Raw genomic sequence first — 26722 nt, forward strand, 5'->3', positions numbered from 1 at the left:
CCACGACAGCCGGCCGCACGGTCACGTCACGAGTCGCGCCCGGCTCCGGTCATCAGGGCGAGCGTACTGTGGGGTGCATTGTCGTCGATCATGATCGAGTACATGTCGTCGTCGGCTGCTTCCACGGCGGCGGCTCGGGCGAACATTCCCCGTTCGTGCTGCGCGAGCGCGGCCTCCATGTCGTCGGGGTGCGCAGCAAGGGCGTGGGCGAGCTCGGCCCCGTCCAGCATGGCCAGATTGGCGCCTTCACCGTTCGGCGCCCTGAGGTGGGCGGCGTCACCGATCAAGGTGACCCCCGTCGCGCGGTCCCAGCGGTGCCCGGCCGGCAGGGTGAAGATGGGGCGCAGGACCGGTGGGGTATCGCTGTGGGTGACCAGGGCGGTGAGTTCCGGGGCCCAGCCCTCGAACTCTGCTGCGACCCGGGCGGCCAAGGTGGCGGCGTCGGCGGTGTCGAGGGCGGCGAGCCAGCCCTGGGACTTCTTCAGCTGTGCGTATGTGTGCAGGGTTCCGCCGCCCTCGCGGTGGGCCAGCAGTCCCCTGCCCGGCGAGAGCGCGAACAGCGATCCGCCGCCGACCGCCTCCGCGCTGGCGGGGTGGCGGGTGTCGCCGTCGAACAGGAATGTCTCCACGCTGCAGACGCCGAAGTACTCGGGGGTGGCCTCGGAGAGCACCGGGCGCACGCGTGACCATGCGCCGTCGGCGCCGACGAGCAGGTTCGCGACCACGGTGGCGCCGTTGGCGAAGCTCAATCCGTGGCGGTCGTCGCCGAGAGCCGTCACTCCGGTGACCTTGTGCCCCCATCGGACCGTGCCGGAGGCGAGGGAGTCCAGCAGCAGCTGCCGCAGTCCGCCGCGCGGTACCTCGGGGCGCTCGCCGGTGCCCTCGTCGGGCAGGTCGAGCAGCACGGTCCCCGCCCGGTCCATGACCCGGTAGGACTCACGGCCGGCCAGGACGAGCCTGCGGAACCCCTCCGTCAGCCCGGCCGCCCCCAGCGCCCGTTGGCCGTTCCAGGGGTGGATGTCGAGCAGGCCGCCCTGGCGGCGCGCGTCCGGCGAGGCGTCCGCCTCGTAGACGGCGGCCCCGATGCCGTGCACCTGCAGCACCCGGGCCAGCACCAGACCGCCCAGACCGGCTCCGACGATCGTGACCGAGGTCGTCATGGTCCACCTCCACAAGCGCGTTCGATCCGCACCGGACGTGCATTGGATCGTCACTCCAAAAAGCTAGCACGGCTTTGGATCGGCGATCCACCCATGCGACACTGAGGACCATGGTGAAGCGAACTCCGCAGGGATCTCCGCGGTCCCCGCGCCGCACGGACGGACTCTCCAGGGAGGTGATCGTCCAGGCTGCCACCGAGCTCCTGGACGGCGGCGGCGAGGCGGCGCTGACGCTGCGCGCCCTCACGGTGCGCCTGAGCACCGGTTACGGGGCGATCTACCACCATGTCGCGGACAAGGGCGACGTGCTCGCGGCGGCCACCGACGATGTCATCACCCGCGTGCTGGCCCGGGTCGTCAGCGACGTGGACCCCCGGGAGGCCCTGCGTCGCCTCGCTCTGGGCCTGTTCGACGCGATTGACGCACATCCCTGGGTCGGCGCCGAACTGTCCCGGGAGCCGTGGCGGCCCGCGCTTCTGGACTTCTACGAGAGCGTCGGCAGGCTGCTGGACGCGCTCGCCGTACCCGAGCGGGTGCGAGTCGACGCGGCCGGCGCGCTGGTGAACTACGTGCTCGGCGTCGCCGGGCAGAACGCCGCGAACGCCCGCCGCCGCGCCGGCGGCGACACGGACCGAGCAGCCTTCCTCGACGACACCGCCGCGCGATGGGCGCGGCTGGACCCCGGCAAGTACCCGTTCGTGCACGCCGCCGCGACGCAGTTGCGCGAGCACGACGATCGGGAGCAGTTCCTCGTCGGAGTGGACATCTTCCTGGCCGGAATCGCCGCCCTGGCACAGCGGGCCACCACCAGCGACGGGACGCGCCTGCCCGAATGAGCCGAGACAACCGGTCAGCCGAGGCAGCCGGTCAGCCGAGATAGCGCCGCAACAGGCGCTTGCACTCGGCGATCAGCGCGGGGTCGCCCTCGGGGTCGACGCGGAAGGCGAGCCGGAGCACCGCGTCGGCGCACTCCAGGGCGACCCGCAGGGCCAGTCGGGGGTTGGGCGTCGACTCGTCGGCGGGGCCGAGCAGCGGGCCCGTCAGGGCCCAGAGCCGGTCGGCCACGGCGTGGTTGTTCTCCCGTTCGGGGTCCAGCAGGTGGATGCTCCCCTGGTCCTCCATCCCGATGGCGCCGAAGTCCACCACTCCGAAGCCGGGCACGGCGCGGTGCATGGCGACGTACTCCTCGACCGCCAGGTCGACCAGCGCGCCGATGTGTGAGGGGTGCTCTGCTTCGACGCGGCGGCTGAGCCGGTCGATGTAGTGCTCCAGGTTGCGTTCGGCGAGCGCGCCGACCAGTCCCTCGACGCCGGGGAAGAACTGGTAGAGCGTGCCGATCGGCACCTCGGCCCGGTGCGCCACCTCCTTGGTGGTGAGCGCGGTGTAGCCGACTTCGTCGAGGAGCTCCGCGCAGGCGTCGAGGATCCGCTCGAAGCGCTCCAGGCTGCGGCGCTGGACCGGGCGGCGGCGTACGGCGGAACCCGGCGCGGAGGCTGCTGTGTGCATGGTTCCACTCTGCCGGATCGGGTGTAGCGTTGGCGACCGAATAACACGAGTACTACTCATGTTAGGAGCACCTACGCCCATGCCGCAGTCCGCTCAGCCCGCTCAGCCCGTGCAGCCCCCGCCGCTTCCCGCCTCCTTCCGCTGGGGAGCCTCCACCGCCGCCTACCAGATCGAGGGCGCCGCCGCCGAGGACGGCAAGGGCCCCTCCGTCTGGGACACCTTCACCGCGCGCCCCGACACGGTCAGGGACGGCCACACCGGTGACACCGCCTGCGACCACTACCACCGCTACCAGGAGGACGTGGCCCTGCTGAAGGGCCTCGGACTGGACGCCTACCGCTTCTCGGTCTCCTGGCCGAGGGTCCAGCCGACCGGCCGCGGACAGGTGAACGGCAAGGGCCTCGACTTCTACGACCGCCTGGTGGACGAGCTGCTCGCCAACGGCGTCGTCCCCACGCCCACGCTCTTCCACTGGGACCTCCCGCAGGCCCTGGAGGACGGCGGCGGCTGGCTCGACCGGGACACGGCGCACCGCTTCGGCGAGTACGCGGCCGTGGTCGCCGACCGCCTGGGCGACCGGGTGCAGCGCTGGATCACCCTCAACGAGCCCTTCATCCACATGGCCTTCGGCTACGCCTTCGGCGTCCACGCCCCCGGCCGCGCGCTGATGCTGGACGCGCTCCCGGTCGCCCACCACCAACTCCTGGGCCACGGACTGGCCGTGTCGGCGCTGCGGGCGCGCGGCGCCGAGGAGGTGATGATCGCCAACAACTGCAGCCCGGTCCGGGTGGCCGACGGGGCCGGCCCGGCGGACCGGGCCGCCGCCGAGGCCTACGACACGCTGCACAACCGGCTGTTCAACGATCCGCTGCTGCTCGGCCGCTACCCCGACCTGTCCGCCTACGGCGTCGCCGAGCCCACCTGGGGCGGCGTGGTCAGGGACGGGGACCTGGAGACGATCGCGGCGCCGCTGGACGGCCTCGGGCTCAACTACTACAACCCCAGCTGGATCACGGCCCCGGCCGAGGGCGGCGCCCTGCCCTTCGACCTGGTCGAGCCGGAGGAGGACTACCCCCGCACCGCCTTCGGCTGGCCGGTCGTCCCCGAGGCGCTGACCGAGCTGCTGGTCGGGTTCGCGGAGCGCTACGGCGACGCCCTGCCGCCGGTCCACATCACCGAGAGCGGCTGCTCCCAGCCGGACGAGCCGGTCGACGGCGAGGTGCTGGACCAGGCGCGGATCGATTACCTGCGCAGCCACATCGACGCCGTCGCGGAGGCGGTCGCCCGGGGGGTGGACGTCCGGGCGTACTTCACCTGGTCGCTGCTGGACAACTTCGAGTGGGCCGAGGGGTTCCACCAGCGTTTCGGCCTGGTGCACGTGGACTTCGCGACCCAGCTCCGCACGCCCAAGGCGTCCTACGCCTGGTATCGGGACCGGATCGCGCGGCACCGTGTCGCCCGCGAGTCCTAGGGGCTACACTCGCGCAAACATGAGATGAGCTCACCTTGTCCCGAGTGAGGGAACCCGATGCGCCGAGCCAGTGCCGACACGCCGCTCCGCCGCCGGACCGGGCTCGCCGAGGACAGCGGAGCGGCTGTCTTCGACGAGCCCCTGCAGCGGGTCCGTCCGGCCTGGACCGCCTCGCTCAGCCTGTCCACCCTCGCCGTGTTCATGGCCTTCATGACGCCCATTCAGATCCTGCTGCCGCTCCAGCTCCAGCACATCGACGACGCCCAGAAGACCACCGCCCTCGCCTGGGTCACCGGCTTCGGCGCGCTGGTCGCGGTCGTGGCCAACCCGCTGGCGGGCGCGCTCTCGGACCGGACCAGCAGCCGCTTCGGCCGCCGCCGGCCGTGGATCGTCGGCGGCGCGGTCTGGGGAGCGGCCGGGCTGATGCTCACCGCGGCCCAGCACACCGTGGTCGGCGTCGCCTTCGGCTGGTGCGTCGCCCAGGCCGGGCTGAACGCGATGCTCGCCGGCGTCAGCACGCCCATCGCCGACCGGGTACCGGTGGGCCAGCGCGCCGAGGTCTCCGGCTGGACCGGGATCATGCAGTCCTTCGGGCTGATCCTCGGGGCGCTGCTCACCACCCTGCTCTTCACCGGCGTCGAGTCCGGCTACGGCTCGCTGGCGCTGGTCACCCTGGTGCTGGCGCTGCCCTTCGCGCTGTTCTTCCACGAGCCGCCGCTGCCGCGCGAGTTGCGCCCCGCGCTGGACCCGCGGCAGATCCTGGCCGGCCTGTGGCTCAGCCCGCGCCTCCACCCGGACTTCGCCTGGGCCTGGCTGACCCGCTTCCTGATCAACCTCGGCAACGCCCTGGGCACGCTCTACCTGCTGTTCTACCTGACCGACTCGGTGCACTACGGCGACCCGGCCACGGGGGTGCTGATCCTGACGGTGATCTACACCCTCTGCGCGGCGGCCACCGCGATCCCGGTCGGGCGGATCTCCGACCGCAGCGGGCGCCGCAAGCGCTTCGTCCTGCTGTGCTGCGTGGTCATGGCCGCCGCCGCGGTGCTGCTGGCATTCGTCCACACCTGGACGGCGGCGATGGCCGCCGCCGCGATCCTCGGCGCCGGCTTCGGGATCTACCTCGCGGTGGACCAGGCCCTCGTCACCCAGGTGCTCCCGACGGCGCAGGACCGGGCCAAGGACCTGGGCGTGATCAACATCGCCAACTCCGGTCCCCAGGTGCTCGCCCCGGCCATCGCCGCCCCGATCGTCGCCCACGCCGGCGGCTACACCGGCCTCTACCTGGCCACGGCCATGGTCACCCTGGTCGGTGGGGCGCTGGTGCACCGGGTCCGCTCGGTCGACTAGCCGTGCCGACCCGTGCCTTCCGGCCGAGGGGAGGCGGCCGGCCGCGCGGCCGCCCGGCGGCGGCCGGCCTCGACGACGGGTGCGCGGCCCGGAACAATCCGGTCTCCCCCACCTCGATGCTGCCGTAGGGTGCGCGGGTTGTCGTGGTGGAGAGGTGGAGAGGTGGTGCGGAACGTGGCGCCCAGGGCAGTGACGCGGGAGCAGCTGGCGGGTGCGGCGCGGGCCGCGTTGGGCGGCGGGCGAAGGCTGGAGGCGGTCGAGCGGGTCTCGGGCGGCACCAAGAAGGGCGTGTACCGCCTGGTGCTGGACGACGCGACGACGGCGATCGCCTACCTGTGGGACGACGCCGAGAACTACTGGCCGGCGGCCGAGGGCGACGACGACCTGACCGACCCGTTCTCGCCCGGGCTGGGGCTCGATCTGTTCCAGGCCGCGCACGCGCGGCTGGACGCGCTCGGCGTCCGGGTCCCGGCGCTCCGGCTCGTCGACCGCGACGGTGCCCACTCCCCGGCCGACCTGGCGATCGTCGAGGACCTCCGGGGCGAGAGCCTGGAGCAGTTGCTCGCCCGCGACCGGCGCGCCGCCGGTCCGGTGATGGCCCGGCTCGCGGAGTCGCTGACGGCGATGCGGGGCCACCGGGCTCCGGCGTACGGCAAGGTGGCCGTGGTCGACGCCGGAGGAACGTCGCGCGGTACGTCCTGCGCGGGGGTGGTCCTGGACCGGGCGCTGCGGGACCTCGCCGAGGCGGCCGCACGCGATCCGCGGATCGCGGGCGCCGCCGACCGGCTGGAGGAGCGGCTGCTGGGGCTGGCGGCGGCGGTGCGGCCGCGCGCGGAGTACGCGGTGGTGCACGGCGAACTGGGGCCCGACCACGTGTTGGTGGACCCGGACGGCAACCCCGTGGTGATCGACGTCGAGGGCTTGATGTACTTCGACGTCGAGTGGGAGCACGTGTTCCTGCGGATCCGGCTGCACGACGCCTACCGGCCGCTGGAGGCGGACGGGCTGGACGAGGACCGGCTCGCGCTCTACACGCTCGCCCAGCGGCTCTCGCTGACGGCGGGGCCGCTGCGGCTGCTCGACGGGGACTTCCCCGACCGGGAGTTCATGGCCGGCATCGCCGAGTACAACCTGCAGCAGGCGCTGGAACTGGTCCGCGACTGAGGAGGTGAGGACTCCGGGGGCCGGGAGTTCCGGTGCCCGGACTACTGGGGCCCGGACTACTGGGGCCCGGACCGCTGTCCGCGCCGGAGCCGAATTCGGGAGCGGCGGGCCGACCGGACGTGGCACGGTGACGGCATGAATCCGCCGACCGACGATCAGACCTCCTCCCGCCGAGGCCGAGTGACCATCCTGACGGGACCGCCCGGAGCCGGTAAGAGCACCGTGGCGGCGCTGCTGGCCGATCGCCTGACGCCCAGCGTCCACCTGCACGGCGACGACTTCTGGCGCTGCATCAAGCAGGGCTGGATCCCGCCCTACCTGCCCGAGGCCCACCAGCAGAACCAGGTGGTCCTGCGGGTCCTGGTCGCGGCGGCGTTCGGCTACGCCGACGGCGGCTACCAGGTGATCCACGACGGCATCGTGGGCCCCTGGTTCATCGACCTCTTCCGCGCCGCGGCGGAGGAGCACGCGGTGCCGCTGGACTACGTCGTCCTGAGGCCGGATCAGCAGACCACGCTGGCCAGGGCGACCGGCCGCACCGGCGACGCGCTGACCGACCCCGAACCGGTCCGCTCGATGTACGGCCAGTTCAGCGACCTCGGCCGCTACGAGGCCCAGGTCCTGGACTCCACCGGGCTGACGGCCGGGGCGACCGCCGACAGCGTCCTGCGGGGCCTGGCGAAGGGTGTCTACCGCCTCGGCCCCGACGACGGCACCGGTTGACCGGGCCGCGGTTCGCGGACGGGTCAGGTCGGAGATCCTGGGCAGGCGTTCGGTGTCCGCCCCAGCCGGGCGCGGACGGACGGATCCGACGCGGGAGTGACCATGAGTGACATGACGCGGTACACCATCGACACCGAAGTCCGCTGCCAGGGCCAGGTCTCCGGACGGCTGGTACGCGTGGTGATCGATCCGGTGGCCGGGCGGCTGACCCATCTCGTGGTGGAGCCCGAGCACGGCCGGGACGTGGCACGACTCGTGCCGATCGAACTGGCCGACGCCGCGAGCGCCGCGCCGGACATCCTGCTGACCTGCAGCGCAGCCGAGTTCGCGGCGCTGGACCCGGCCGAGGAGACCGAGTTCCTGCCCGGCGGCGGCACCGAGTTCGGCTACCAGTCCGAGCAGGCCATGATGTGGCCCCACTACCTCCTGGGCGCGGCCGGTCTCGGCGGCGCCGTCCTGGCCGGCGACCTCGGCGGCGAGACCCGCCCGACCACCTACGACTGCGTTCCCAGGGGCGAGGTGCAGGTTCGCCGCGGGGAGCGGGTCGAGGCGACGGACGGCGAGATCGGCAAGGTCCAGGGGCTGATCATCGACCCGCGGGATCACGCGGTGACCCATGTCCTGCTCGAAGAGGGACACCTGTGGGGCAGGAAGACCGTCGCCATCCCGATCCGCACCGTGACCTACACGGACGGGAGCGTGCGGGTCGAACTGTCCAAGACGGAACTCGGCGACCTGCCGCCGGTGGACTTCGACCGGCGGAGCTGAGCCGACGGGCAGCCGGGCGACGCGCCGCCCGGTCACTCCTCGTCGAGCAGCCGGGTGCGCAGCTGGCCCAGGGCCCGGGTCAGGATCCGGGAGACGTGCATCTGGGAGATCCCCAGCTCGGAGCCGATCTGGGACTGGGTCAGGTCCCCCGTGAAGCGCAGCGACAGGACGCTGCGCTCGCGGTCGGTCAGCTGGGCGATCAGGGGCTTGAGGGAGGTGACGTTGTCGATGCAGTCCAGGCCCGGGTCGGTGTGGCCGAGGCGCTCGACGAGGGTGCTGCCGTCGCCGGTGTCGTCGGCCAACTGGTCCAGGGAGTTGGTGGTGTAGCCGTTGGCGGCGATCAGGCCCTCGGTCACCTCCTCCCGGGTGAGCCGGAGTCGGCCGGCGAGTTCGGCCACGGTCGGGGGACGGTCCAGGGTCTGGGCGAGGTCGGCGGTGGCGCGGGCCAGGTGCAGCCGCAGCTCCTGCAGTCGGCGCGGGACGTGGACGCCCCAACTGGTGTCGCGGAAGAAGCGTTTGATCTCACCGACGATGGTCGGCAGGGCGAAGGTGGGGAACTCGATCGCCCGGTCCGGGTCGAAGCGGTTGATCGCCTTGATCAGTCCGATGGTGCCGACCTGGAGGATGTCCTCCAGCGGCTCGTCGCGGGTGCGGTACCGGGCCGCGGCGAACTTCACCAGCGTCATGTTGAGCTCGACCAGCGTGTTGCGGACGTCGGTGTGCTCGTGGGTGCCCTCCTCCAGGGTCGCCATCCGGGCGAACAGCGTCTTGGAGATGCGGCGGGCGTCGGCCGTGCTGACGAGGTGCGGGCGGGAAGGGACGGCGCCCCGGACCGGGGCCGCCCCGGCATCGGCGGGCACTGCGGTCCGCGCGGTCTCCACTGGCGGTGCGAGCTGGACGGTCTGGGGCACCCGGAACTCCTCGGCTGGGTCGTCCACGACGCGGCCGGGGTCCGGGGCAGCTGAAAAGCCGGTGGGGCTTGTCCATCCACACAGTAGCGCGGTACGCCGCGCAAAAGGGGGTACGGCCGCCTCGACCTGAGGTGCGGGCGCCGTGCGCCACCTGATGATCTCGGCCCCGGTTCCCGGTCCGGCCGGGGCGGAAGTCACCAAGTAGGTGCGGCTTCTTTGTTCCGCGCCCCGCGGATGCCCCAGCCTCTCAGTCATGACAATGACAACGGCGGGGGCCGGCCGCACCGCGTCGGCGCCCGCCGTCGGATCCTGACCGGGAGGGCGCGCGGATGCGGGTCGATCTGCTCACCAAGGAGTACCCACCGGAGGTCTACGGCGGGGCGGGGGTTCATGCCGGGGAGCTGGCAAGGGAGTTGCTGACCCGCGTCGATCTGCGGGTCCGCTGTTTCGGCGGGCCGCGGCCCGGGGTCGAGGCGACCTCGTACCCGGAGCCGGAGCTGACGGCGCAGGCCAACCCGGCGCTGCGGGCGCTCGCGGTGAACGTCGAGATGGCCGCCGCCTGCGCCGGCGCCGACGTGGTGCACAGCCACACCTGGTACGCGAACGCCGCCGGCCGTCTGGCGCAGGTGCTCCACGGCACCCCGCACGTGGTGACCCTGCACAGCCTGGAGCCGCTCCGGCCCTGGAAGGCCGAGCAGTTGGGCGGCGGATACGCCCTCTCGTCGCTGCTGGAGCGCACCGCGGTCGAGTCCGCGGACGCGGTGGTCGCCGTGTCCGCGGGGATGCGCCGGGACATCCTGGCGGTCTACCCGGAGGTGGCACCGGACCGGGTGCACGTGGTGCACAACGGGATCGACGCCACGGCGTACCGGCCCGACCGGGGCACCGAGGCGCTCGAACGGTTCGGGATCGACCCGGCGCGGCCGATCGTCCTCTTCGTCGGACGGGTGACCCGGCAGAAGGGCCTGCCGCAACTGCTGCGCGCCGCCTTCGAACTGGATCCCTCCGCGCAGCTCGTGCTCTGCTGCGGGCAGCCGGACACCCCGGAGGTGGCCGAGGAGACCGCCGAACTGGTGGCCGCCCTGAGCCGGACCCGCAGCGGAGTCTTCCGGATCGACGGCATGCTCGAACCGGCCCACGTGCGCCAGCTGATGACCTGGTCCACGGTGTTCGTCTGCCCCTCGCTCTACGAGCCGATGGGCATCGTCAACCTGGAGGCGATGGCCTGCGGGACGGCGGTGGTGGCCACCGCCACCGGCGGGATCCCGGAGGTGGTGGCGGACGGGGCGACCGGGCTGCTGGTGCCGATCAAGCAGGAGCAGGACGGCAGCGGCACCCCGCTGGACCCCGAGCGCTTCGCCGCGGACCTCGCGGCGGCGGTGAACGGACTGGTCCGTGACCCCGGGCTGGCCCGCACCATGGGCGCGGCGGGCCGGGTCCGGGCGACGGAGCAGTTCAGCTGGCAGCGGTGCGCGGAGCGCACCCACGACATCTACCGTTCGGTGCTGGGCCGGGGCTGACCGGCGCCCCCGACCAGGACACGTCAACTCCCACTCCTCCGCACCCTTGGCCTGCGTCGGTAATGATGTAATCATGTAGACATGAGTACGAGACGTGCGCCGGCCGAGACCCTGCGGGACTGGTTCGCCGAGCGCCTACCCGATGGACTGTTCGACGAACCCGTCAAGATCGTCTTTGATCGTGAAGAGATCACGGTGATCGGAAGCATCGCCGCCCCGACACCCGACCCCGGCGCCTCCGAGATCGAGCAGGCGGTCGCGACCGCCAACTGGATCAAGACCTTTCGTGAGCGCACACGTCAGACCCGCATCGAGATCGCCTCCGATGCGGAACACATATTCGGACGCAAGGTGTCCTGGGGTGTGACCTGTGGCGACATCACCCAGATGTTCTCCACCCTGTCCATTCCGGTGATGACCCGGCTCCGGCAGAGCGAACGCCGCCTGCTCGACACCCTCGTGGACGCCGGAGTGGCCCGCAGTCGCAGCGACGCCCTCGGCTGGTGCGTCCGGCAGGTCGGCGAACACACGGAAACCTGGCTCTCCGATCTGCGGGAGGCGATGCGCCGGGTCGAGGAGGTGCGCGACGCGGGTCCGCACACACAGTAAAGTCGGCGGAAATTGGCAGCTCCGGCCGCTGCGGCCGATTTCTGACGATTGTTCGGACCCCCGCGGTCCGGAGGAATGGGCCAATCCGCTCCGCGCCCTCCGGGAGCACGTCTGTCACGAGGATCACGTTTACCGCCGCCGGTGGCCGCTGATCTGACGAATAGGTAGCTTGGGCTATATTGGAGCGCTCCGGCCTCCGGTCTCCTGTCCCGCCAGGGCCGGCCTCCAACGGTTGGCCGGACTCGAAGATTGGCAGCATTCTCCGACGAACTGGAGCTCACGATGTCAGCGAGTCAGTTACCGACCCCGACCGCAGTACGAGAGCGAACGGCGGAGCTGCTGCACGGGTGCAGCGAGCTGGCTGAGTCCCTGGGACGGTCGGGCCCCGAGGCCGAGGTCGCCCGGCGGCTGCGCGACCGAGCGATCCGTCCGCTGACCGGCGTCCTCGCCGCCGGGCCCGCTCAGGACGGGGCCGCGCCCCACGGAACGGCGGCGTCCGCGACCTCGGCACTGCCCCTGAGCGATCGCCTCTGGGCGCTGGCGGAGAACGCGACCGAGCTCTCCGCCCTCCCCGGCACCCCCGGAGCGGTACTGGAGGCAGCGGCGGCGCTGCAGCACCTGGCGCTCCAGCCCCCGGAGGGCGTGGCGGCCCCGGATCCGGAGACCGGGGCGAGCCGCCGGGCCCGGCTCACGGCCCTGCTGGCCGACCTGCCCCCCGACATCAGGGTCACCACCGACGGCCCCTACCTGGCCGTCAACCCCGAGCGGATGTGCACCCACCTCGGCGAGGAGGTGTCCACCCGGCCGCTGACGGCGCTCTGCCGCTGCGGCGAGTCCGCGGACCGGCCCTGGTGCGACGGCTCGCACGCGACCAGCGGCTTCAGCGGCGCCAAGGACCCCAGCCGGGTTCCCGACCACCGCGACAGCTACGAGGGCCAGACGGTCACCGTGCTCGACAACCGCGGCATCTGCGCCCACTCGGGCTTCTGCACCGATCGCCTCAACACCGTGTTCCACGCCGGCAGCGAGCCCTTCGTCACGCCCAGCGGCGGCCGCTCCGACGAGATCATCAGTGCCGTCCGCGACTGCCCCTCGGGCGCCCTGAGCTTCGCGGTCGACGGCCGCGAGGCCCGCGAGCAGGTCGACCAGTCCCTCCGCGCACCGGACATCACGGTCTCCAAGGACGGCCCCTACCGGATCACCGGCGGCATCCCGCTCCACGGCGACCTCGACGGCGACCGGGTGGAGCGGGTCGAGGGTTACTCGGCGGAGCACTACAGCCTGTGCCGCTGCGGGCACTCCAAGAACAAGCCGTTCTGCTCCGGCATGCACTACTACGTCAACTTCGTGGATCCGCAGCCGGATCCCGACACCACGCCCACGCTGTTCGCCTGGGCCGGCGGCTACCCGGCGCTGCTGCGGATGACCCGGCTCTTCTACCAGAAGTACGTTCCCCAGGACGCGCTGCTGGCACCGCTGTTCTCGCGGATGGCGCCCGACCACCCCGAGCGGGTGGCCGCCTGGCTCAGCCAGGTCTTCGAGGGGCCCGAGTTCTACAGCCAGCGCTACGGCGACTACAACCGGATGATCTCGCAGCACCTGGCGAAGAACCTCACCGAGGAGCAGCGCTCGCACTGGGTCTCGCTGATGAGCCAGTCCGCCCAGGAGGCGGGCCTGCCCAACGACGCCGAGTTCCGGGCCGCGTTCGTCGCGTACCTGGAGTGGGGTTCGCACATCGCCGCGGAGAACTCCCAGTCCGTCGCCCACCCGGTGCCGAACATGCCGATCCCGCACTGGTGGTGGGTGTGCCAGGCCACTCCCTCGGCCCGGGTCTCCGCCCTGGCCGCCCCGGCCGAGGGCGAGGAGCAGCCGGCCGAGGTGGTGCTGCCCGGCGCCGACGAGGCGGTCGGCTACGCCGCCCACATCAAGGACCTGTTCCGGGCGAAGGACCGCAACTCGATGCGGTTCGCCTTCGACCTGTGGTCCTACGAGGACGCCTCCACCCACGCCCGGGCCATCCTGGAGCGGCTGAGCAACGGGTCGATGCCGTGCGACGGCGCCTGGCCCGAGGAACAGGTCGCCGTGTTCCGCCGCTGGGTCGACGCCGGCACGCCCGAATAACCCTCACCGACGAAGGAAGCCCAGGCCCATGGCCCCGCCGGATCCACAGCTCCCGCGCCAGCACCGGCCGATCAGCCGGTGGTGGGGCGGGACCGCCGACCGCGGCGACCCGGGGCGGCTGGAGGCCTTCAGCGACGGGGTGATGGCGATCGCCATCACCCTGTTGGTGCTGGACATCAACGTCACCACGCCCCAGGGCGGGAGCCTGGCCCACGCCCTGGGCAAGGCGCTGCCGGCGCTGCTGGCCTTCGGGGTCAGCTTCCTGCAGATCGGCATCATCTGGGCGAACCACCACGCGCTCTTCCGGCTCATCGAACGGGTCGACCAGGTGCTGCTGCTGACCAACCTGCTGCTGCTGGCCACCGTGTGCTTCCTGCCCTTTCCCACCCAGCTGATCGCGGAGTACACCACGGGCGCGAACGCCCGCACCGCGATGCTGCTGTACGGCGGGACCCTGGTCGGCTGCGCCCTGATGTTCAACGTGGTCTGGCACTACGCCGACCGCAGGAAGCTGCTGCACCCGGAGGTCAGCCCGCTGTTCCACCGCGATGTGACCATAAGGTTCCGCGCCGGACTGGCGAGTTACGTGCTCGCGGCGCTGGTGGCCCTGCTGCTGCCCAGGCTCACCCTGGTGCTCTCGGTCGTCCTGGCGCTGGTGTTCCTGCTCGGCCCCTCACCACGCGGGGCATTCACCGAACTTCCCACCGCCGAGGAGTCGACCGCTGAAGAGTCGACCGCCGTGGGCGCCGAGGTGAAAGGCGTGGTCTGAGCGGCGGCCCCAAGATCCCGGAATGCCGCCATTCCATTTCCGGTATCCCATACCCCATCATCATGGACATGTCCATACTGACCAACCCCCAAAAAATGTGCGAAATTGGACAAATACTCCAATGCCGTGCACACCTCATTAAGTAGGGGGGGCTTCCTTTGATGTCCCACGGACGGCGGGTAGGGTCAGAGATCAGTCAACGGGGGAGGGTGATAGTGCCGGAGAATCGATCTGCTTCGAGAATGACACCGAATGCCTCCGACTTCGTGGAAGTCTTATCCAACTCCATCTTCAAGTCCCTTCCCAGGAGCGAACAGAGAAGATGGGCACAAGTCTACCTGAAGGGACTGCTGGCCAGCCCCGGTAAGAAAACAATCAGAAACATAGCCGGCGAGTGGCAGGGGCCGGTCGAGCAGAGCCTGCAACAGTTCATCAGCAAGTCACCCTGGGAGTGGTCCCCCGTTCGCCAGGAGTTGGCCAGATTCCTGGAGAACAACGTGCAGCGCTCCCTGGCCTGGGTAATCCAGCCACTGGTGATCGAAAAGGCTGGAAGCCACTCGGTCGGCGTCGCCCGGCAATTCGTGGCGCAACTGGGGCGGGTCGCCAACTGTCAGCAGGCGGTAGGTATATGGCTGGCCGGCGACACTGCCAGTTTTCCGGTGGAGTGGAACCTCATTCTACCCCCTCCCTGGACGACCGAGAGCAGTCTTCGGCGAAGAGCACGGATACCCGAGGCGACCGAATCACCCACCCCGGTCAGGGCCGCCCTGCACGCCGTAAAGCAGATGGCCGAAAAATGGCCCCTGGAAATCCGTCCGGTGGTCATGGATCTCCAGGATATGGAGCCGGTGGAAGCCGTATCCGCCTTCGTCGGTATGCACATCCCGTTTATCCTCCGGGTCGACGGGTCGCTGCCGGTGGCGCTGCGGAGCGACGCCCGGCGCCGGGCCGACCTGCGGAGCGTCACGGCGGTGGACCTGATCCGGCTGCTGCGGGCCCAGCGCCGCCCGGTCGAGTGGATCTGTCACCTCACCAGCGAGCGGAAGACGGCCCCGCTGGTGGCCCAGGACGTACTGATCCGGTCGGCGGGCCCGGCCGGCAGCGAACCGGTCGCGCTGCAGTTACTCGGGGCCTGGCACCCGGGCAGCGGCGACCTCCCCACGGAGTTCTGGCTGACCAACATGGTCCGCACTCCCCCGGTCCAGACCTTCCGGCTGGCCAAGCTGGCGGACCGGGTCAGCCGCGACTTCGACGACTTCTGCGACCCGATCGGCATCCGTGACTTCAGCGGCCGGTCGTTCCGCGGCTGGCACCACCACGCGACCCTCGTCGCCGCGGCCCACACGGTGGCCGTGCTGGTCGAGTGGTCCGGCCACAACCGGGAGAAGCAGACGGCCCGGCAGGCCGAGCTGCCCTTCGTCCCGGCCACCAACTTCCTGCACGCGCCCCCGCCCCGATCGCAGTGGATCACTTCCGGCCAGTTCTGAAACGAGCTCCAGGAAAGCGCTCCAGAAACGTGCTCCAGACGCGGCAGCCATGGCGACACTTCGGATCCGGCCATGCCGCCTGCGACGGCCGCCCGGCCCTGGACTCCGCACGTCCCATGTCTACTGATCCGGAGGCCATGCCATGCTCGACATCTCTTCCGAACTCGACCAGTGGTGTGCGCAGGGACGCGACTTCGCGCTCGCGACCGTGGTCCGGGTCAGCGGAAGCGCCCCGCGTGAAGTGGGGGCCGCCCTCGCGGTCGACGCCTCCGGCACGGCGATCGGCAGCGTCTCGGGCGGCTGCGTGGAGGGCGCCGTGTACGAGCAGTGCCTGGAGAGCCTCAGGACCGGCAGGTCCAGCGTCGAGCACTTCGGCTACGACGAGAACGACGCCTTCGCGGTGGGACTGACCTGCGGAGGGGAGCTCGACGTCCTGGTGTCCCCGGTGACCGCCGACTCGTCGCTGCGCGGCCTGCTGAGCGAGGCCCTGCCGCTGCTCCGCGCCGGCCGGGCGACCGGGCTGGCCCGGGTGGTGGCCGGCCCGGCGCAGCTGCTGGGCCGGGGGCTGCTGGTCCGTCCCGACGGCTCCGTCCGCGGGACGCTGGGCGACCCGGAGCTCGACCGGTCGGCCGCCGCCCAGGCGCTGGCCCTGCTCCAGTTGGGGCGCACCGGCACGGTGGAGGTGGGGGCTCCGGGCAGCCGGTGCGGCGAGCCGGTCACCCTGCTGGTGGAGATCAACGCCCAGCCGCCGCGGATGATCATCTTCGGTGCGGTGGACTTCGCCGTGGCGCTCTCCCGGATGGGCTCCTACCTGGGCTTCGACGTGACCGTCTGCGACGCCCGCCCGGTCTTCGCCACCGAGGCGAGGTTCCCCGACGCGGACCGGGTGGTGGTGGACTGGCCGCACCGCTATCTGGCGGCGGAGGCCGACGCCGACCGGCTGGACGGGCGGACCGCGCTGTGCGTGCTGACCCACGACGTGAAGTTCGACATCCCGCTGCTGGAGCGGGCGCTGCGGCTGCCGGTGGCCTACATCGGCGCCATGGGCTCCTGGCGCACCCACGGCGACCGACTGCACCTGTTGCGCCGGGCCGGTCTCGACGAGTCGGAACTCGCCAGGCTGCGCTCGCCGATCGGGCTCGACCTCGGCTCCCGGACCCCGCAGGAGACCGCGCTGTCCATCGCCGCGGAGATCATCGCCGACCGGTACCGGGCGACCGGCAGCCGGATCGGCGTCTCCGGCCGGCCGATCCACCAGGAGCAGACCATGGCCCTGCTCGGGCCGTGACCGGAGCGGTGCCGGTCACCCGAAGGGATCCTCCGACTCCTCGCACTGGTCGCGGAGCGGGATGGGCAGTTGGTTGGCCGCGTAGTAGGCGGCGATGACCCCGTGCGCGATGAGCGTCACCAGCGGTGAGACGAACGCGAGCCCGACCGTGGCGGGGTAGGCGATGCTGCCGAGGCCGAACCGCAGCCGGGTGGCCCGCGCCCCCTGCTGGTCGACCTGCGCGTGGAACAGGTGGCCGACGTGGGTGACGTACCACCAGAACGCGGTGAAGGACAGGGCGTAGGCCACCATCCAGCCGCTGTAGAGGATCGCCGCGGCCCGTGAGCCCTGCGGGTTGGTGAGGTTGGCGGCCATCACCGAGGTGGTCCACGGGATGGCCGAGACCATCATCAGGACCAGCAGGTTCAGGTACAGCAGCGGGCGGTTGACCCGGACCAGGTGGCAGAAGATGTAGTGGTGGTTGACCCACATCACCCCGATCACCAGGAAGCTGACCACATAGGCGGCGTAGTGCGGCCACTCCTGTGCCAGCGACCACCAGTAGCTGTGGCCCGCCTTCACCTCCGGGGCGCCGATGCCCAGCGCCAGCAGGGTGATGACGATGGAGAAGACCCCGTCGCTGAAGGCCTCCGCTCTTCCGGTCACGAATTGCATGCTCACCCCTGAGGTCGTGCGGAGGGGCGGTCTCCCGCCCCTCCGCACTCGGGTTCGAAGCAGGGCAACTGCCGAAGCAGCGCAGTTGCCCGGGCAGCTCAGCTGCCGAAGCCGGCGGTCTGCCGCCAGATCTTGTTGTCGCGCACGACCAGGGTGCCGAAGGCGTGCTCGGGCTCGCCGTTGAGGTTCATGATGGCGCGGTAGAAGATCGTGTCCTCGGTCTCGACGTACTCCTGGAGCTCCACCAGCTTCGGCTTCACCGTGAGGTAGCCGGTGAAGGTCTCCCGGACCGCCTCGATGCCGGTGGACACGCCCTCGTACCGCAGCAGCACCGCGTCGTCGGTGTAGTTCTTCATCAGGGCCTCCAGGTCGAGCGCGTCGAGCGCCTCCATCTGGCGGCGGAAGACCGGGTGCAGTTTCGAGATGTCGTAGGTGGCCATGGCCGGTTCCCTCGCTTCTGTCTGGCCCGGGTCCACCGGAAGGTGGATCTCTATCCGGGTCTCTCCTGGGACGGATCGAGCAGAGATCGTGCCGCGGTGGCGCCGGGTCACGATCTGATGGGCCAGGTGCAGTCCTAGACCGCTGCCCTTGCCCATGTCCTTGGTGGTGTAGAAGGGTTCGAAGATGTGCGGCAGCACGTCGGAGGGGATCCCGGAGCCCGTGTCGGCGACCTCGACCAGCAGGCCGCCCCCCTCGTCGCGGACGCGGAGGGTCAGCGTGCCCCGGCCGCCCATGGCGTCCAGCGCGTTCTCCAGCAGGTTGACCCAGACCCGGTTCAGCTCCGAGGGGTGGCCGTGCACCAGCGGCAGGCCCCGCCCGTAGTCCCGGACGATCCGCACCGACCGCAGCCGGGCGCGCAGCAGGACCAGGGCGCTCTCCAGGCAGTCGACGACGGAGAAGGTCTGCCGGGTGCCGAGCTCCCACTGGGAGTAGTCGCGGGTCGCGGTGACCAGCGCGGCCACCCGGGCTCCGGCGGCTGCCAGCTCCGCGGCCATGGACCGGGTCTCCAGCACGGCGGCCAGGTGGTCCAGGGCGGCCGGCAGCACCCGGGGGCTCAGTCCCTCGGTGTGCTGCCGCAGGTCGGCCAGCCGCAGCCCGCGTTCGGCCATCACCGTGGCCAGCAGGTCGGGACGGCCGGCGCCGGCGCCGGCGGCCCACTGGGCCAGCGCGTCCTCGGACTCGGCCATCATGATGGCGTCGACCGTCGGCGCCGCGTCCGATCCGGAGCCCGGCATGGCCCGGGCGGTGCCGCCGGCGCCGACGAAGGCCCTGATCATCGCGGTGATCGAGGCGTACTCCGCCGGTGAGGCCGCGGCGCCCCAACCCATGCCCGACTCGACCAGCAGTTGGACGATGTCGGTCAGCCCCCGGGCCACGTGGTCCACCACCGCCACCGGGTTGTTCAGCTCGTGGGCCAGCGAGGCCGCGAGGGTGTCGTACGCGGCGGTGGCGGCCAGCCCCTCGGCCTTGGTGCGGATGGACTCCGCCCGCCAGGCGAGGATCGGCACCAGCGCGCGGGTGACGCCGGGGCAGCGGGTGAGGATCTCGAACAGGACGTCCTTCGGGTAGGCCAGCACGCTGACCGGGCTGTCCGCGACGGCGGCGGCGGTGTAGTCGGATCCGGTCAGCAGCGGCGTCTCGCCGACGACGCCGCGCGCCGCCGAGGGCATGCCGCGCTCGGTGTCGGCCTGCAGCAGGTCGCCCTCCAGCAGCACGTAGAAGTGCGTGGCCGGTTCACCGCTGCGGAACAGGGCCTCGCCCGGGGCGAGCGTCCGCTCCTCGGCGGCCTCGGCCAGCCAGCGCAGGTCCTCCTCGGTCTCGCCGGCGAAGAGCGGCACCTGCCGCAGTGCGTCGACCAGACCGGAACCGCCGCTCACTGGACCTGCTCCGGCTCGGTCGGCCGGAGCCACAGTCCGGCCAGCGGGGGGAGGGTGAGCCGGGCCGTGGCCGGCAGGCCGCGCTGCGGCACCGGGGCCGCGCGGACCGTGCCGAGGTTGCCGACGCCGCTCCCGCCGTAGCAGTCCGCGTCGGTGTTGACCAGCTCCGACCAGGCCCCGGAGCGCGGCATGGCCAGGGTGAAGCCGTGGTGCACCACCGGACTGAAGTTGAACACGCCGACCAGCGGTGTGCCGTCGTGGTCGTAGCGGACGGCCGAGTAGACCTGGTGGTCGGCGTCGTCCGCGTCGATCCAGCGGAAGCCGCCGGGGTCCGAGTCGCGCCGCCAGAGCTCGGCGTGGGCCCGGTAGTGCCCGTTCAGGTCGCGGACCAGCTGCTGGACGCCGCGGTGCCGGTGCCCCTCGACCCCGGGCAGGTCCAGCAGCTGCCAGTCCAGGCCGCGGTCGTGGTCCCACTCGGTGGTCTGCGCGAACTCCTGTCCCATGAACAGCAGTTGCTTGCCCGGGTGGAACCACATGAAGGAGAGGTAGGCGCGCAGGTTGGCGAACCGCTGCCAGGGGTCCCCGAACATCTTGGCCAGCAGGCTGCCCTTGAGGTGGACCACCTCGTCGTGCCCGAGGGGCAGCAGGAAGTGCTCGGAGTGGGCGTACATCATGCCGAAGGTCATCCGGTGGTGGTGGTACCGCCGGTTGACCGGGTCCTCGGCCAGGAAGGCCAGGGTGTCGTGCATCCAGCCCATGTTCCACTTCAGCCCGAAGCCGAGGCCGCCGTGGTCGGCGGAGCGGGTGACGCCCTCCCAGGCGGTGGACTCCTCGGCGATCACCACCACGTCCGGGCAGCGGCGGGCCAGGGTGCCGTTCAGCTCGCGCAGGAACCGGACCGCGTCCAGGTTCTCCCGACCGCCCTCGGCATTGGGCAGCCACTCCCCCTCCTCGCGCGAGTAGTCCAGGTAGAGGATGGCCGCCACCGCGTCCACCCGCAGTCCGTCGACGTGGAACTCCTCGCACCAGTACACGGCGTTGGCCAGCAGGAAGGCCCGCACCTCGGCCCGGCCGTAGTCGAACTGCAGGGTGTTCCAGTCCCGTTGCTCGGCCCGGCGGGGGTCGGGGTGCTCGTAGAGCGCGGTGCCGTCGAAGCGGGCGAGGGCCCAGTCGTTCTTCGGGAAGTGGGCCGGCACCCAGTCCAGGATCACTCCGATGCCGGACCGGTGCAGCGTGTCCACCAGGTGGCGGAAGTCGTCCGGAGCGCCCCAGCGCGCGGAGGGCGCGAAGTAGGAGGTGACCTGGTAGCCCCAGGAGCCGCCGAACGGGTGCTCCATCACCGGCAGGAACTCGACATGGGTGAACCCCAGGTCGGCGACGTAGGCCGGAAGCTGCTCGGCCAGTTGACGGTAGCTCAGACCGCCTCTCCAGGAGCCGAGGTGGACCTCGTAGACGCTCATCGGCGACTCCTGGACGGCCGCCCCGGCACTCCGTGCGGCCAGCCACTCCCCGTCACCCCAGTCGTATCCCGAGCGGTGGATCACCGAGGCCGTGGCCGGTGGGCACTCGGCGGCCCGGGCGAAGGGGTCCGCCTTCAGCCGGACCGTCCCGTCCGCGCCCAGCACCTCGAACTTGTAGCGGGCCCCCTCCTGGGCCTCCGGCACGAATCCCGCCCAGACGCCGCTGGTGCCCACCCGGCGCAGCGGATGGCCGCCGCCGTTCCAGCCGTTGAAGTCCCCGACCACCCGGACGGCCTGGGCGGCCGGGGCGAGCACGGAGAAGGCCACGCCCGGCCGCACCCCGTCGACCAGGTGCGCGCCCAGGACCCGCCAGAGTTCCTCGTGCCGGCCCTCCGCGAGCAGGTACAGGTCCAGTTCGCCGAGAAGTCCCCAGTCGCGGCGCGTTCCGGTGCTCACAGCCGGCTCCGTCGGGCCGTCAGCACCTGGGCCACCCCGCCGCTGCGCGGGTCGAGCCGCACCATGTTGACCCGGCCCCAGCGGTAGCTGCCGCCGCCGAGTGCGTCGTCCACCATGAAGCTGTCCCCCGGGCGCATTCCCAGTTCCGCCATGTCGAGTTCGACCCGGCCCTGCTGCGGGCGGTACGGGTTGAGGTTGAGCACCACCAGGACCAGGTCCCCGGGGCCGGCGTCCGGCCTGGCCGGGGCGAGCCGCTTGGAGAAGCACAGCAGCTGGTCGTTGTCGGTCCGGTGGAAGCGCAGGTTGCGCAGCTGGTGCAGGGCCGGGTGACGGCGGCGGATCCGGTTCAGCCGGGTGATCAGCGGGGCCAGGCTCTGGCCCCGGTCCTCCGCCCCGGCGTAGTCCCGGGGCCGGTACTCGTACTTCTCCGAGTGGCGGTAGTCCTCGCTGCCGGGCCAGGCGGCCACCGACTCGCACAGCTCGAAGCCGGAGTACATGCCCCAGGTGGGCCCGGCCATGGCCGCCAGCACCGCTCTGATCTCGAAGGCGGCCCGGCCGCCGGTCTGCAGGTGTCCCGGCAGGATGTCCGGGGTGTTGACGAACAGGTTGGGCCGCAGGTAGTCGGCCGAGGGGCTGCCGTCCAGACCGGCCAACTCGGAGAGATAGGACGTCAGTTCGACCTTGGTGGTGCGCCAGGTGAAGTAGCTGTAGGACTGGTGGAAGCCGACCCTGGCCAGGCTCTGCAGCATCGCCGGCCGGGTGAACGCCTCGGCCAGGAACAGCACCCCCGGGTCCTCGACCCGCACCTGCTCCAGCAGCCGCTCCCAGAAGCCCAGCGGCTTGGTGTGCGGGTTGTCCACCCGGAAGATCCGCACTCCCAGCGACCGCCAGTGCCGCAGCACCCGCAGGCACTCCTGGAGGATCCCCTCCGGGTCGGTGTCGAAGTCGATGGGGTAGATGTCCTGGTACTTCTTGGGCGGGTTCTCGGCGCAGGCGATGGTGCCGTCGAGCCGGTGCCGGAACCACTCCGGGTGCTCGGTGACCCAGGGGTGGTCCGGGGAGCACTGGAGCGCGAAGTCCATCGCGACCTCCAGGCCGACCGCCTCGGCCCTGGCCACGAACGCGCGGAAGTCCGCCGTCGTGCCCAGCTCCGGGTGGATCGCGTCATGGCCGCCGTCCGCCGAGCCGATGGCCCAGGGCGAGCCGGGGTCACCGGGCTCGGCGTGCAGCGCGTTGTCGGGGCCCTTGCGGTGGCTGGTGCCGATCGGATGGATCGGCGGCAGGTAGACCACGTCGAAGCCCATGGCCGCGATGGCGTCCAACCGGGCCGCCGCCTGCCGCAGGGTTCCCGACCTGACCGCCCCGGGCGAGACCACCGCGCCCTCCGAGCGGGGGAAGAACTCGTACCAGGAGCCGTAGAGGGCCCGGGTGCGGTCGACCCGCAGGGGCAGCCAGCGGCCGGTGGTCACGTGCTCCCGCAGCGGGTGCCGGGACAGGGCCGCGGCCACCGGCGCCGTGCGCAGCTCGGCGAGCCGCTCGCCGGCGCTGCGGGCGGCGTCCCGCAGCACGTCGGCCGCCTTGGTCAGGACCGCGCAGTCCTGGGTCTCCTCCCCCGCCGCCTTGGCGGAGCGCTCCAGCAGGTCCGCGCCCTCCCACAGGCTGAGTTCGGCGTCCACGCCGGCGCTGATCCTGGCGAACGCGGCGCGCATCCAGGTGGCGACCGAGTCGACCCAGGCCTCCACCCGGTACCGGCAGTCGCCCTCCCGCTCGACCCGGACCGGGCCGCGGAAGCGGTCGGTGCCGCGGACGCCCTCGGCCAGCGGGAAGCGCCGCTCGCGCTCGGCCTGCTGTCCCGGCTCCCTGGTGGCCAGCACCACCTCGGCGCCCAGGACGTCGTGGCCCTCCTTGAAGACGGTGGCGGAGACCTCGACCTGCTCGCCCGGGACGGCTCTGGCGGGCCGCGCGCCTCCGTCGACCTCGGGTCTGCAGTCGGCGATCACGATCCGACCGAGTGGGGACCGGCTCTGCGAGCCGCTCCTGGCCGGCGCTGAGGTGCTGTTCGTCGTCACGATCCGTCCCCGTCTCCCGTGGTGTCGAGTCGTTCCGCCGCGTCCGGGCCGGCGACCGCAGCGGATGCGGTCGCCGGCCTCCGGACGGTCCGGCTAGGCGCCCGCGCGGGCCAGCGCGCGCGACGTCAGTACCCCGGCCAGGTGCCGCAGGTACTCGGCCGAGCCGCCGCGCCCGGGGACGAAGACCCCGGGCGGCACGGCGGCGAAGGCTTCCAGCACCGCGGCGGTCCCCGGCCGGGTGCCCGCCAGCCGGGCCTCCACCCCGGTCAGCCGGAGCGGCTTCCCGGTGGCCCCGGTGACCGCGATCCGGTAGCGCTCCTCGCTGCCGTCCTCGGCCGTGTTGAGCCGCACCGCCACCGCGCAGAGCGGGTAGAGGCTGGCCCGGTCCGCCGACTTCTCGAAGGCGCTGCGGGAGCTGCCGCCGCTGCCGGGGCCCGGCAGGTCCAGCGAGGTGATCACGGCCCCGGCCGGCAGCCCCTCGGCCAGCTCCGCGGCCGGCAGCGTCCAGCTGCGCTTGGCGTCCGCCAGGGTCAGCACCGCGTCGAGGGCGATCGCCGCCACCGGCAGGTCGGTGGCGCGCAGCCCCGGGCCGGAGCGGTCGGCGGCCAGATTGCCGCCGACGGTGCCCCGGTTGCGGACCTGCGGGTCGCCGTTGGCCCCGGCCGCCTCGGCCAGCGCCGGGGCGGCCGTGCGCACCTCGGGATGGGTCGCCAGCTCGGCCAGCGTGGTCATCGCGCCGATGCTCAGACCCCCGTCCCGGCGGCGCTGGATGCCGCGCAGCTCGTCCAGCAGGGCCAGGTCCACCAGCAGCGGCGCCTCCGCCTCGCCGGTGGTGAGGTCCACCAGCAGACTCTGCCCGCCGGCCAGCGGCCGGCTGCCGCCGGTGCCCGCGAGCAGCGTGGTGGCCTGCTTGAGCGTGCTGGGTCTGGCGAACTCGAAGGGGGTGAGGATCACTGGGAGTCTCCCTGGGGGTAGAGCCGCTGCCAGACCTTCTCCGGGGTGATCGGCATGTCGATGTGCTCGACCCCGAGGTCGGAGAGGGCGTCGCAGACCGCGTTGACCACGGCGGCCGCCGGCGGGACGGTGGCGATCTCACCGGCCCCCTTCGAGCCCAGGGCGTTGTGCGGAGTGGGCGTCATGGTCCGGCCGAGGACGAAGAAGGGCACGTCGGCGGCGCGCGGCAGGGCGTAGTTGCGGAGGTCGGCGGTGATCAGGCTGCCGTCCTCGCCGTACTCGGCGTGCTCCATCAGCGCCTGGCCGAGGCCGTGGACGATGCTGCCCTCGATCTGCCCGGTGACGATCTTGGGGTTGCCGATCACCCCGGCGTCGTCGACCGCCGTGTAGGAGACCACCTCGGTCACCCCGGTCAGCTCGTCGATCTCGACCACCGCGACATGGCTGCCGAAGGGGTAGTTGAAGTCCGGCGGGTCGAAGAAGGTGGTCTCGTCCAGCGTGGGCTCGACCTCGGGCGGCAGGCCCCAGCCGTACCAGAGCGCCATCGCCAGCTCGGCGAAGGTCTTGGACTTCTCCTCCTCCTCGCCCACGACGAAGATCTTGCCGTCCTGGTAGACCACCTTGTCGATGTCCACGTTGAAGAGGGCGGCGGCGCCGCGGCGCATCTTCTCCTTGATCTTCCGCGCGGTCAGCGCCAACGCCGGGCCGGCCATGCTGAACGAGCGGCTGCCGTAGGTCCCCTGGCCGTAGGGGGCGCGCAGGGTGTCGCCCTCCATCACCTGGACCAGGTCCTGGTCGATCTGCAGCTCGTCGGCCACCACCTGGGAGTAGACGGTGTAGTGGCTCTGACCGGTGGAGGCCGAGCCGACGGTGGCGCTGACCTCGCCGGTCGGGTGGACCCGGATGTTGGCGCTCTCCCAGGTGCCGCCCAGCATGCCCTCCTGGGACATCCTGGTCGACGGACCCACCCCGCAGATGGCGACGTAGCAGGCCAGGCCCACGCCGAGGCGCTTGCCCCGGGTGCGGGCCTCGGCCTTGCGCGCGGCCATGTCGTCGTAGCCGGACAGCTCCAGGGCCAGGTCGAGGTTCTCCCGGTAGCTGCCGGAGTCGTAGGTCCAGCCGAGCCCGTTCTCGTACGGGAAGGCGTCGTCGGGCACCAGGTTCTTCCGGCGGACGTCCGCCGGGTCCATGCCGATCACGGCGGCGTAGCGGTCCACCAGGCGCTCCATCAGGAAGGCGGCCTCGGCCCGCCCGCTGCCGCGCTGGGCGCCCAGCGAGACGGTGTTGGTGAAGGCCGCGTAGACCTCGCAGAAGGCGGCGTCGATGGCGTACATCCCGCTGATGCTGCGTCCCATCAGCGCGGTGGCGACACCCGGGCCGATGGTGGAGGGGTAGGCCCCCAGGTTGGCGTAGCTGGTGCAGTGCAGCCCGGTGATCCGCCCGTCGCGGGTGCCGGCCAGCTTGACGTGCTGCCGGTGGTCGCGCCCCTGGACGGTGGAGCGCATCAGCCCGGTGCGGGTGTCCACCCACTTGACCGGGCGGCGGATCATCTTGGACAGCAGCAGCACCAGCGCCATGTCGGAGTAGAGGTAGCCCTTGGTGCCGAAGCTGCCGCCCACGGTCGGGGCGATGACCCGCAGCTTGTTGAAGGGGATGCCCAGCACCAGGGCGGCCAGCAGGAACCGGTGGTTGTGCGGGCCCTGGGTGGACGCCCAGAGGGTGTACTCCCCGGTGGCGGGCACGTAGTGGCCGACCGCGCCCCGGGGCTCGATCGGGCTGTTGATGGTGCGCTGGTTCACCAGGTCCATCTCGACCACCACCTCGGCCGCCTCGAAGGCCGACTCGGTCTTCTCCTTCTCGCCGCAGGTCCAGTAGGCGTTCAGGTTGTTCGGCACCGCGTCGTGCAGCTGCGGGGCGCCCTCCTTGACGGCCTCGTCGGCCCGGGTCACCACCGGCAGCAGCTCGTAGTCCACCCGGATCGCCCGCAGCGCGGCGTGCGCCTGCCGCGGGGTCTGGGCGACCACGGCGGCGATCGGGTCGCCCACGTGCCGGACCCGGTCGCCGGAGAGCACCGGACGCGCGCCGGGCAGGCCGTAGGGGTGCGGCGGGAAGTGGCTCTCGACCCCGCCGGGGATCCAGATGCAGGGCATCGGCATGACGTCGGCGAAGTCCGCCGCGGTCACCACCTTGATCACTCCGGGGAGTGCCTCGGCCGCGCTGGTGTCGATCCCCTTGATCAGCGCGTGCGCGTGCTCACTGCCGAGGATGGCCATGTGCGCCATCTTCGGCAGGGTGACGTCCCCGATGAACGTCGCCTCCCCCCGCAGCAGCTGGGGGTCCTCCCGGCAGTCGACCGGCTCACCGACGAGCCGTCTTCCCTCCGTTGTCATCTTCTTCTCCCTCTC

General features: G+C 71.8%; 21 protein-coding genes. 12 read left to right on the forward strand and 9 right to left on the reverse strand.

Features of this window, described 5'->3' with window-relative positions; all coding sequences use genetic code 11:
* Positions 1-26: 26 nt before the first annotated feature.
* Positions 27-1160, reverse strand: a complete 1134-nt coding sequence (locus tag BS75_RS06450; protein WP_034087511.1) for an FAD-dependent oxidoreductase — start codon at positions 1158-1160, stop codon at positions 27-29.
* A 110-nt stretch (positions 1161-1270) separates the two neighbouring features.
* Between BS75_RS06450 and BS75_RS06455 the strand changes: the two genes are divergently transcribed.
* Complete coding sequence (locus tag BS75_RS06455; RefSeq protein ID WP_042439002.1) at positions 1271-1996, forward strand: TetR/AcrR family transcriptional regulator; 726 nt, start codon at positions 1271-1273, stop codon at positions 1994-1996.
* A 31-nt stretch (positions 1997-2027) separates the two neighbouring features.
* Here the strand turns inward: BS75_RS06455 and BS75_RS06460 are convergent, their stop codons facing one another.
* Positions 2028-2666, reverse strand: coding sequence for a TetR/AcrR family transcriptional regulator (locus tag BS75_RS06460; protein WP_034087512.1), 639 nt, complete (start codon positions 2664-2666; stop codon positions 2028-2030).
* Positions 2667-2745: 79 nt separating this feature from the next.
* On the opposite strand from BS75_RS06460, the gene BS75_RS06465 reads away from it, so the two are divergent.
* From BS75_RS06465 to BS75_RS43985, 5 genes are all read left to right on the forward strand, one after another.
* On the forward strand, positions 2746-4137 hold the full coding sequence (locus tag BS75_RS06465) for a GH1 family beta-glucosidase (protein ID WP_042438999.1): 1392 nt from the start codon (positions 2746-2748) through the stop codon (positions 4135-4137).
* Between the two features lie 57 nt (positions 4138-4194).
* The gene (locus BS75_RS06470) at positions 4195-5487 is read left to right on the forward strand and encodes an MFS transporter (RefSeq protein ID WP_081982138.1); all 1293 of its coding nucleotides are present in this window, start codon (positions 4195-4197) and stop codon (positions 5485-5487) included.
* Positions 5488-5661: 174 nt separating this feature from the next.
* Complete coding sequence (locus BS75_RS06475; RefSeq protein WP_231607690.1) at positions 5662-6651, forward strand: phosphotransferase family protein; 990 nt, start codon at positions 5662-5664, stop codon at positions 6649-6651.
* A gap of 135 nt (positions 6652-6786) precedes the next feature.
* Positions 6787-7374, forward strand: coding sequence for an AAA family ATPase (locus BS75_RS06480; RefSeq protein ID WP_042438997.1), 588 nt, complete (start codon positions 6787-6789; stop codon positions 7372-7374).
* Between the two features lie 102 nt (positions 7375-7476).
* Positions 7477-8142: a PRC-barrel domain-containing protein gene (locus BS75_RS43985; protein ID WP_081983215.1), complete on the forward strand. Its 666-nt coding sequence runs from the start codon at positions 7477-7479 to the stop codon at positions 8140-8142.
* Positions 8143-8174: 32 nt separating this feature from the next.
* On the opposite strand, the gene BS75_RS47865 is transcribed toward BS75_RS43985, so the two are convergent.
* Positions 8175-9053 (reverse strand): RNA polymerase sigma factor SigF, encoded by an 879-nt coding sequence (locus BS75_RS47865; protein ID WP_231607691.1) that lies wholly within the window; start codon positions 9051-9053, stop codon positions 8175-8177.
* A 329-nt stretch (positions 9054-9382) separates the two neighbouring features.
* Between BS75_RS47865 and glgA the strand changes: the two genes are divergently transcribed.
* The 6 genes from glgA (at position 9383) to BS75_RS06530 (ending at position 16847) form a co-directional block, all read left to right on the forward strand.
* Positions 9383-10573 carry a glycogen synthase gene (gene glgA / locus BS75_RS06500; protein WP_034087514.1) on the forward strand — a complete coding sequence of 397 codons (1191 nt, stop codon included), beginning with the start codon at positions 9383-9385 and terminating at the stop codon, positions 10571-10573.
* A gap of 81 nt (positions 10574-10654) precedes the next feature.
* Entirely contained in the window at positions 10655-11182 is a 528-nt protein-coding gene (locus BS75_RS06505) for a hypothetical protein (RefSeq protein WP_034087515.1), read from the forward strand.
* A gap of 282 nt (positions 11183-11464) precedes the next feature.
* The gene (locus BS75_RS45525) at positions 11465-13303 is read left to right on the forward strand and encodes a CDGSH iron-sulfur domain-containing protein (protein WP_081983216.1); all 1839 of its coding nucleotides are present in this window, start codon (positions 11465-11467) and stop codon (positions 13301-13303) included.
* Between the two features lie 28 nt (positions 13304-13331).
* On the forward strand, positions 13332-14072 hold the full coding sequence (locus tag BS75_RS06520; RefSeq protein ID WP_052069242.1) for a TMEM175 family protein: 741 nt from the start codon (positions 13332-13334) through the stop codon (positions 14070-14072).
* 242 nt (positions 14073-14314) lie between these two features.
* Entirely contained in the window at positions 14315-15559 is a 1245-nt protein-coding gene (locus BS75_RS46145; protein ID WP_160312285.1) for an IS701 family transposase, read from the forward strand.
* A gap of 142 nt (positions 15560-15701) precedes the next feature.
* The gene (locus BS75_RS06530) at positions 15702-16847 is read left to right on the forward strand and encodes an XdhC family protein (protein ID WP_034087516.1); all 1146 of its coding nucleotides are present in this window, start codon (positions 15702-15704) and stop codon (positions 16845-16847) included.
* 15 nt (positions 16848-16862) lie between these two features.
* Here the strand turns inward: BS75_RS06530 and BS75_RS06535 are convergent, their stop codons facing one another.
* From BS75_RS06535 to BS75_RS06560, 6 genes are all read right to left on the reverse strand, one after another.
* Positions 16863-17492 carry a TMEM175 family protein gene (locus tag BS75_RS06535; protein WP_231607692.1) on the reverse strand — a complete coding sequence of 210 codons (630 nt, stop codon included), beginning with the start codon at positions 17490-17492 and terminating at the stop codon, positions 16863-16865.
* Positions 17493-17599: 107 nt separating this feature from the next.
* The gene (locus BS75_RS06540) at positions 17600-19378 is read right to left on the reverse strand and encodes an ATP-binding protein (RefSeq protein WP_034087518.1); all 1779 of its coding nucleotides are present in this window, start codon (positions 19376-19378) and stop codon (positions 17600-17602) included.
* The gene (gene glgB / locus BS75_RS06545; protein WP_052069244.1) at positions 19375-21294 is read right to left on the reverse strand and encodes a 1,4-alpha-glucan branching protein GlgB; all 1920 of its coding nucleotides are present in this window, start codon (positions 21292-21294) and stop codon (positions 19375-19377) included. Before glgB ends, BS75_RS06540 begins: the two co-directional genes overlap by 4 nt.
* Positions 21291-23363, reverse strand: a complete 2073-nt coding sequence (locus tag BS75_RS51870; protein WP_042438995.1) for an alpha-1,4-glucan--maltose-1-phosphate maltosyltransferase — start codon at positions 23361-23363, stop codon at positions 21291-21293. The genes glgB and BS75_RS51870 overlap by 4 nt, the downstream gene beginning before the upstream one ends.
* A gap of 93 nt (positions 23364-23456) precedes the next feature.
* Complete coding sequence (locus tag BS75_RS06555) at positions 23457-24317, reverse strand: FAD binding domain-containing protein (protein ID WP_052069245.1); 861 nt, start codon at positions 24315-24317, stop codon at positions 23457-23459.
* Positions 24314-26707 carry a xanthine dehydrogenase family protein molybdopterin-binding subunit gene (locus BS75_RS06560; protein WP_034087519.1) on the reverse strand — a complete coding sequence of 798 codons (2394 nt, stop codon included), beginning with the start codon at positions 26705-26707 and terminating at the stop codon, positions 24314-24316. Before BS75_RS06560 ends, BS75_RS06555 begins: the two co-directional genes overlap by 4 nt.
* Positions 26708-26722: the final 15 nt, after the last annotated feature.

The sequence above is a fragment of the Streptacidiphilus albus JL83 genome, assembly GCF_000744705.1.
In the GTDB taxonomy this organism is placed as follows: Bacteria; Actinomycetota; Actinomycetes; order Streptomycetales; family Streptomycetaceae; genus Streptacidiphilus; species Streptacidiphilus albus.

Excerpts from the sequence above, each read along its gene's own strand:
- BS75_RS06450 (WP_034087511.1), bottom strand. The coding sequence starts at position 1,160 with ATGACGACCTCGGTCACGATCGTCGGAGCCGGTCTGGGCGGTCTGGTG.
- BS75_RS06455 (WP_042439002.1), top strand. The coding sequence starts at position 1,271 with ATGGTGAAGCGAACTCCGCAGGGATCTCCGCGGTCCCCGCGCCGCACG.
- BS75_RS06460 (WP_034087512.1), bottom strand. The coding sequence starts at position 2,666 with ATGCACACAGCAGCCTCCGCGCCGGGTTCCGCCGTACGCCGCCGCCCG.
- BS75_RS06465 (WP_042438999.1), top strand. The coding sequence starts at position 2,746 with ATGCCGCAGTCCGCTCAGCCCGCTCAGCCCGTGCAGCCCCCGCCGCTT.
- BS75_RS06470 (WP_081982138.1), top strand. The coding sequence starts at position 4,195 with ATGCGCCGAGCCAGTGCCGACACGCCGCTCCGCCGCCGGACCGGGCTC.
- BS75_RS06480 (WP_042438997.1), top strand. The coding sequence starts at position 6,787 with ATGAATCCGCCGACCGACGATCAGACCTCCTCCCGCCGAGGCCGAGTG.
- BS75_RS43985 (WP_081983215.1), top strand. The coding sequence starts at position 7,477 with ATGAGTGACATGACGCGGTACACCATCGACACCGAAGTCCGCTGCCAG.
- glgA (WP_034087514.1), top strand. The coding sequence starts at position 9,383 with ATGCGGGTCGATCTGCTCACCAAGGAGTACCCACCGGAGGTCTACGGC.
- BS75_RS06505 (WP_034087515.1), top strand. The coding sequence starts at position 10,655 with ATGAGTACGAGACGTGCGCCGGCCGAGACCCTGCGGGACTGGTTCGCC.
- BS75_RS45525 (WP_081983216.1), top strand. The coding sequence starts at position 11,465 with ATGTCAGCGAGTCAGTTACCGACCCCGACCGCAGTACGAGAGCGAACG.
- BS75_RS06520 (WP_052069242.1), top strand. The coding sequence starts at position 13,332 with ATGGCCCCGCCGGATCCACAGCTCCCGCGCCAGCACCGGCCGATCAGC.
- BS75_RS46145 (WP_160312285.1), top strand. The coding sequence starts at position 14,315 with ATGACACCGAATGCCTCCGACTTCGTGGAAGTCTTATCCAACTCCATC.
- BS75_RS06530 (WP_034087516.1), top strand. The coding sequence starts at position 15,702 with ATGCTCGACATCTCTTCCGAACTCGACCAGTGGTGTGCGCAGGGACGC.
- BS75_RS06560 (WP_034087519.1), bottom strand. The coding sequence starts at position 26,707 with ATGACAACGGAGGGAAGACGGCTCGTCGGTGAGCCGGTCGACTGCCGG.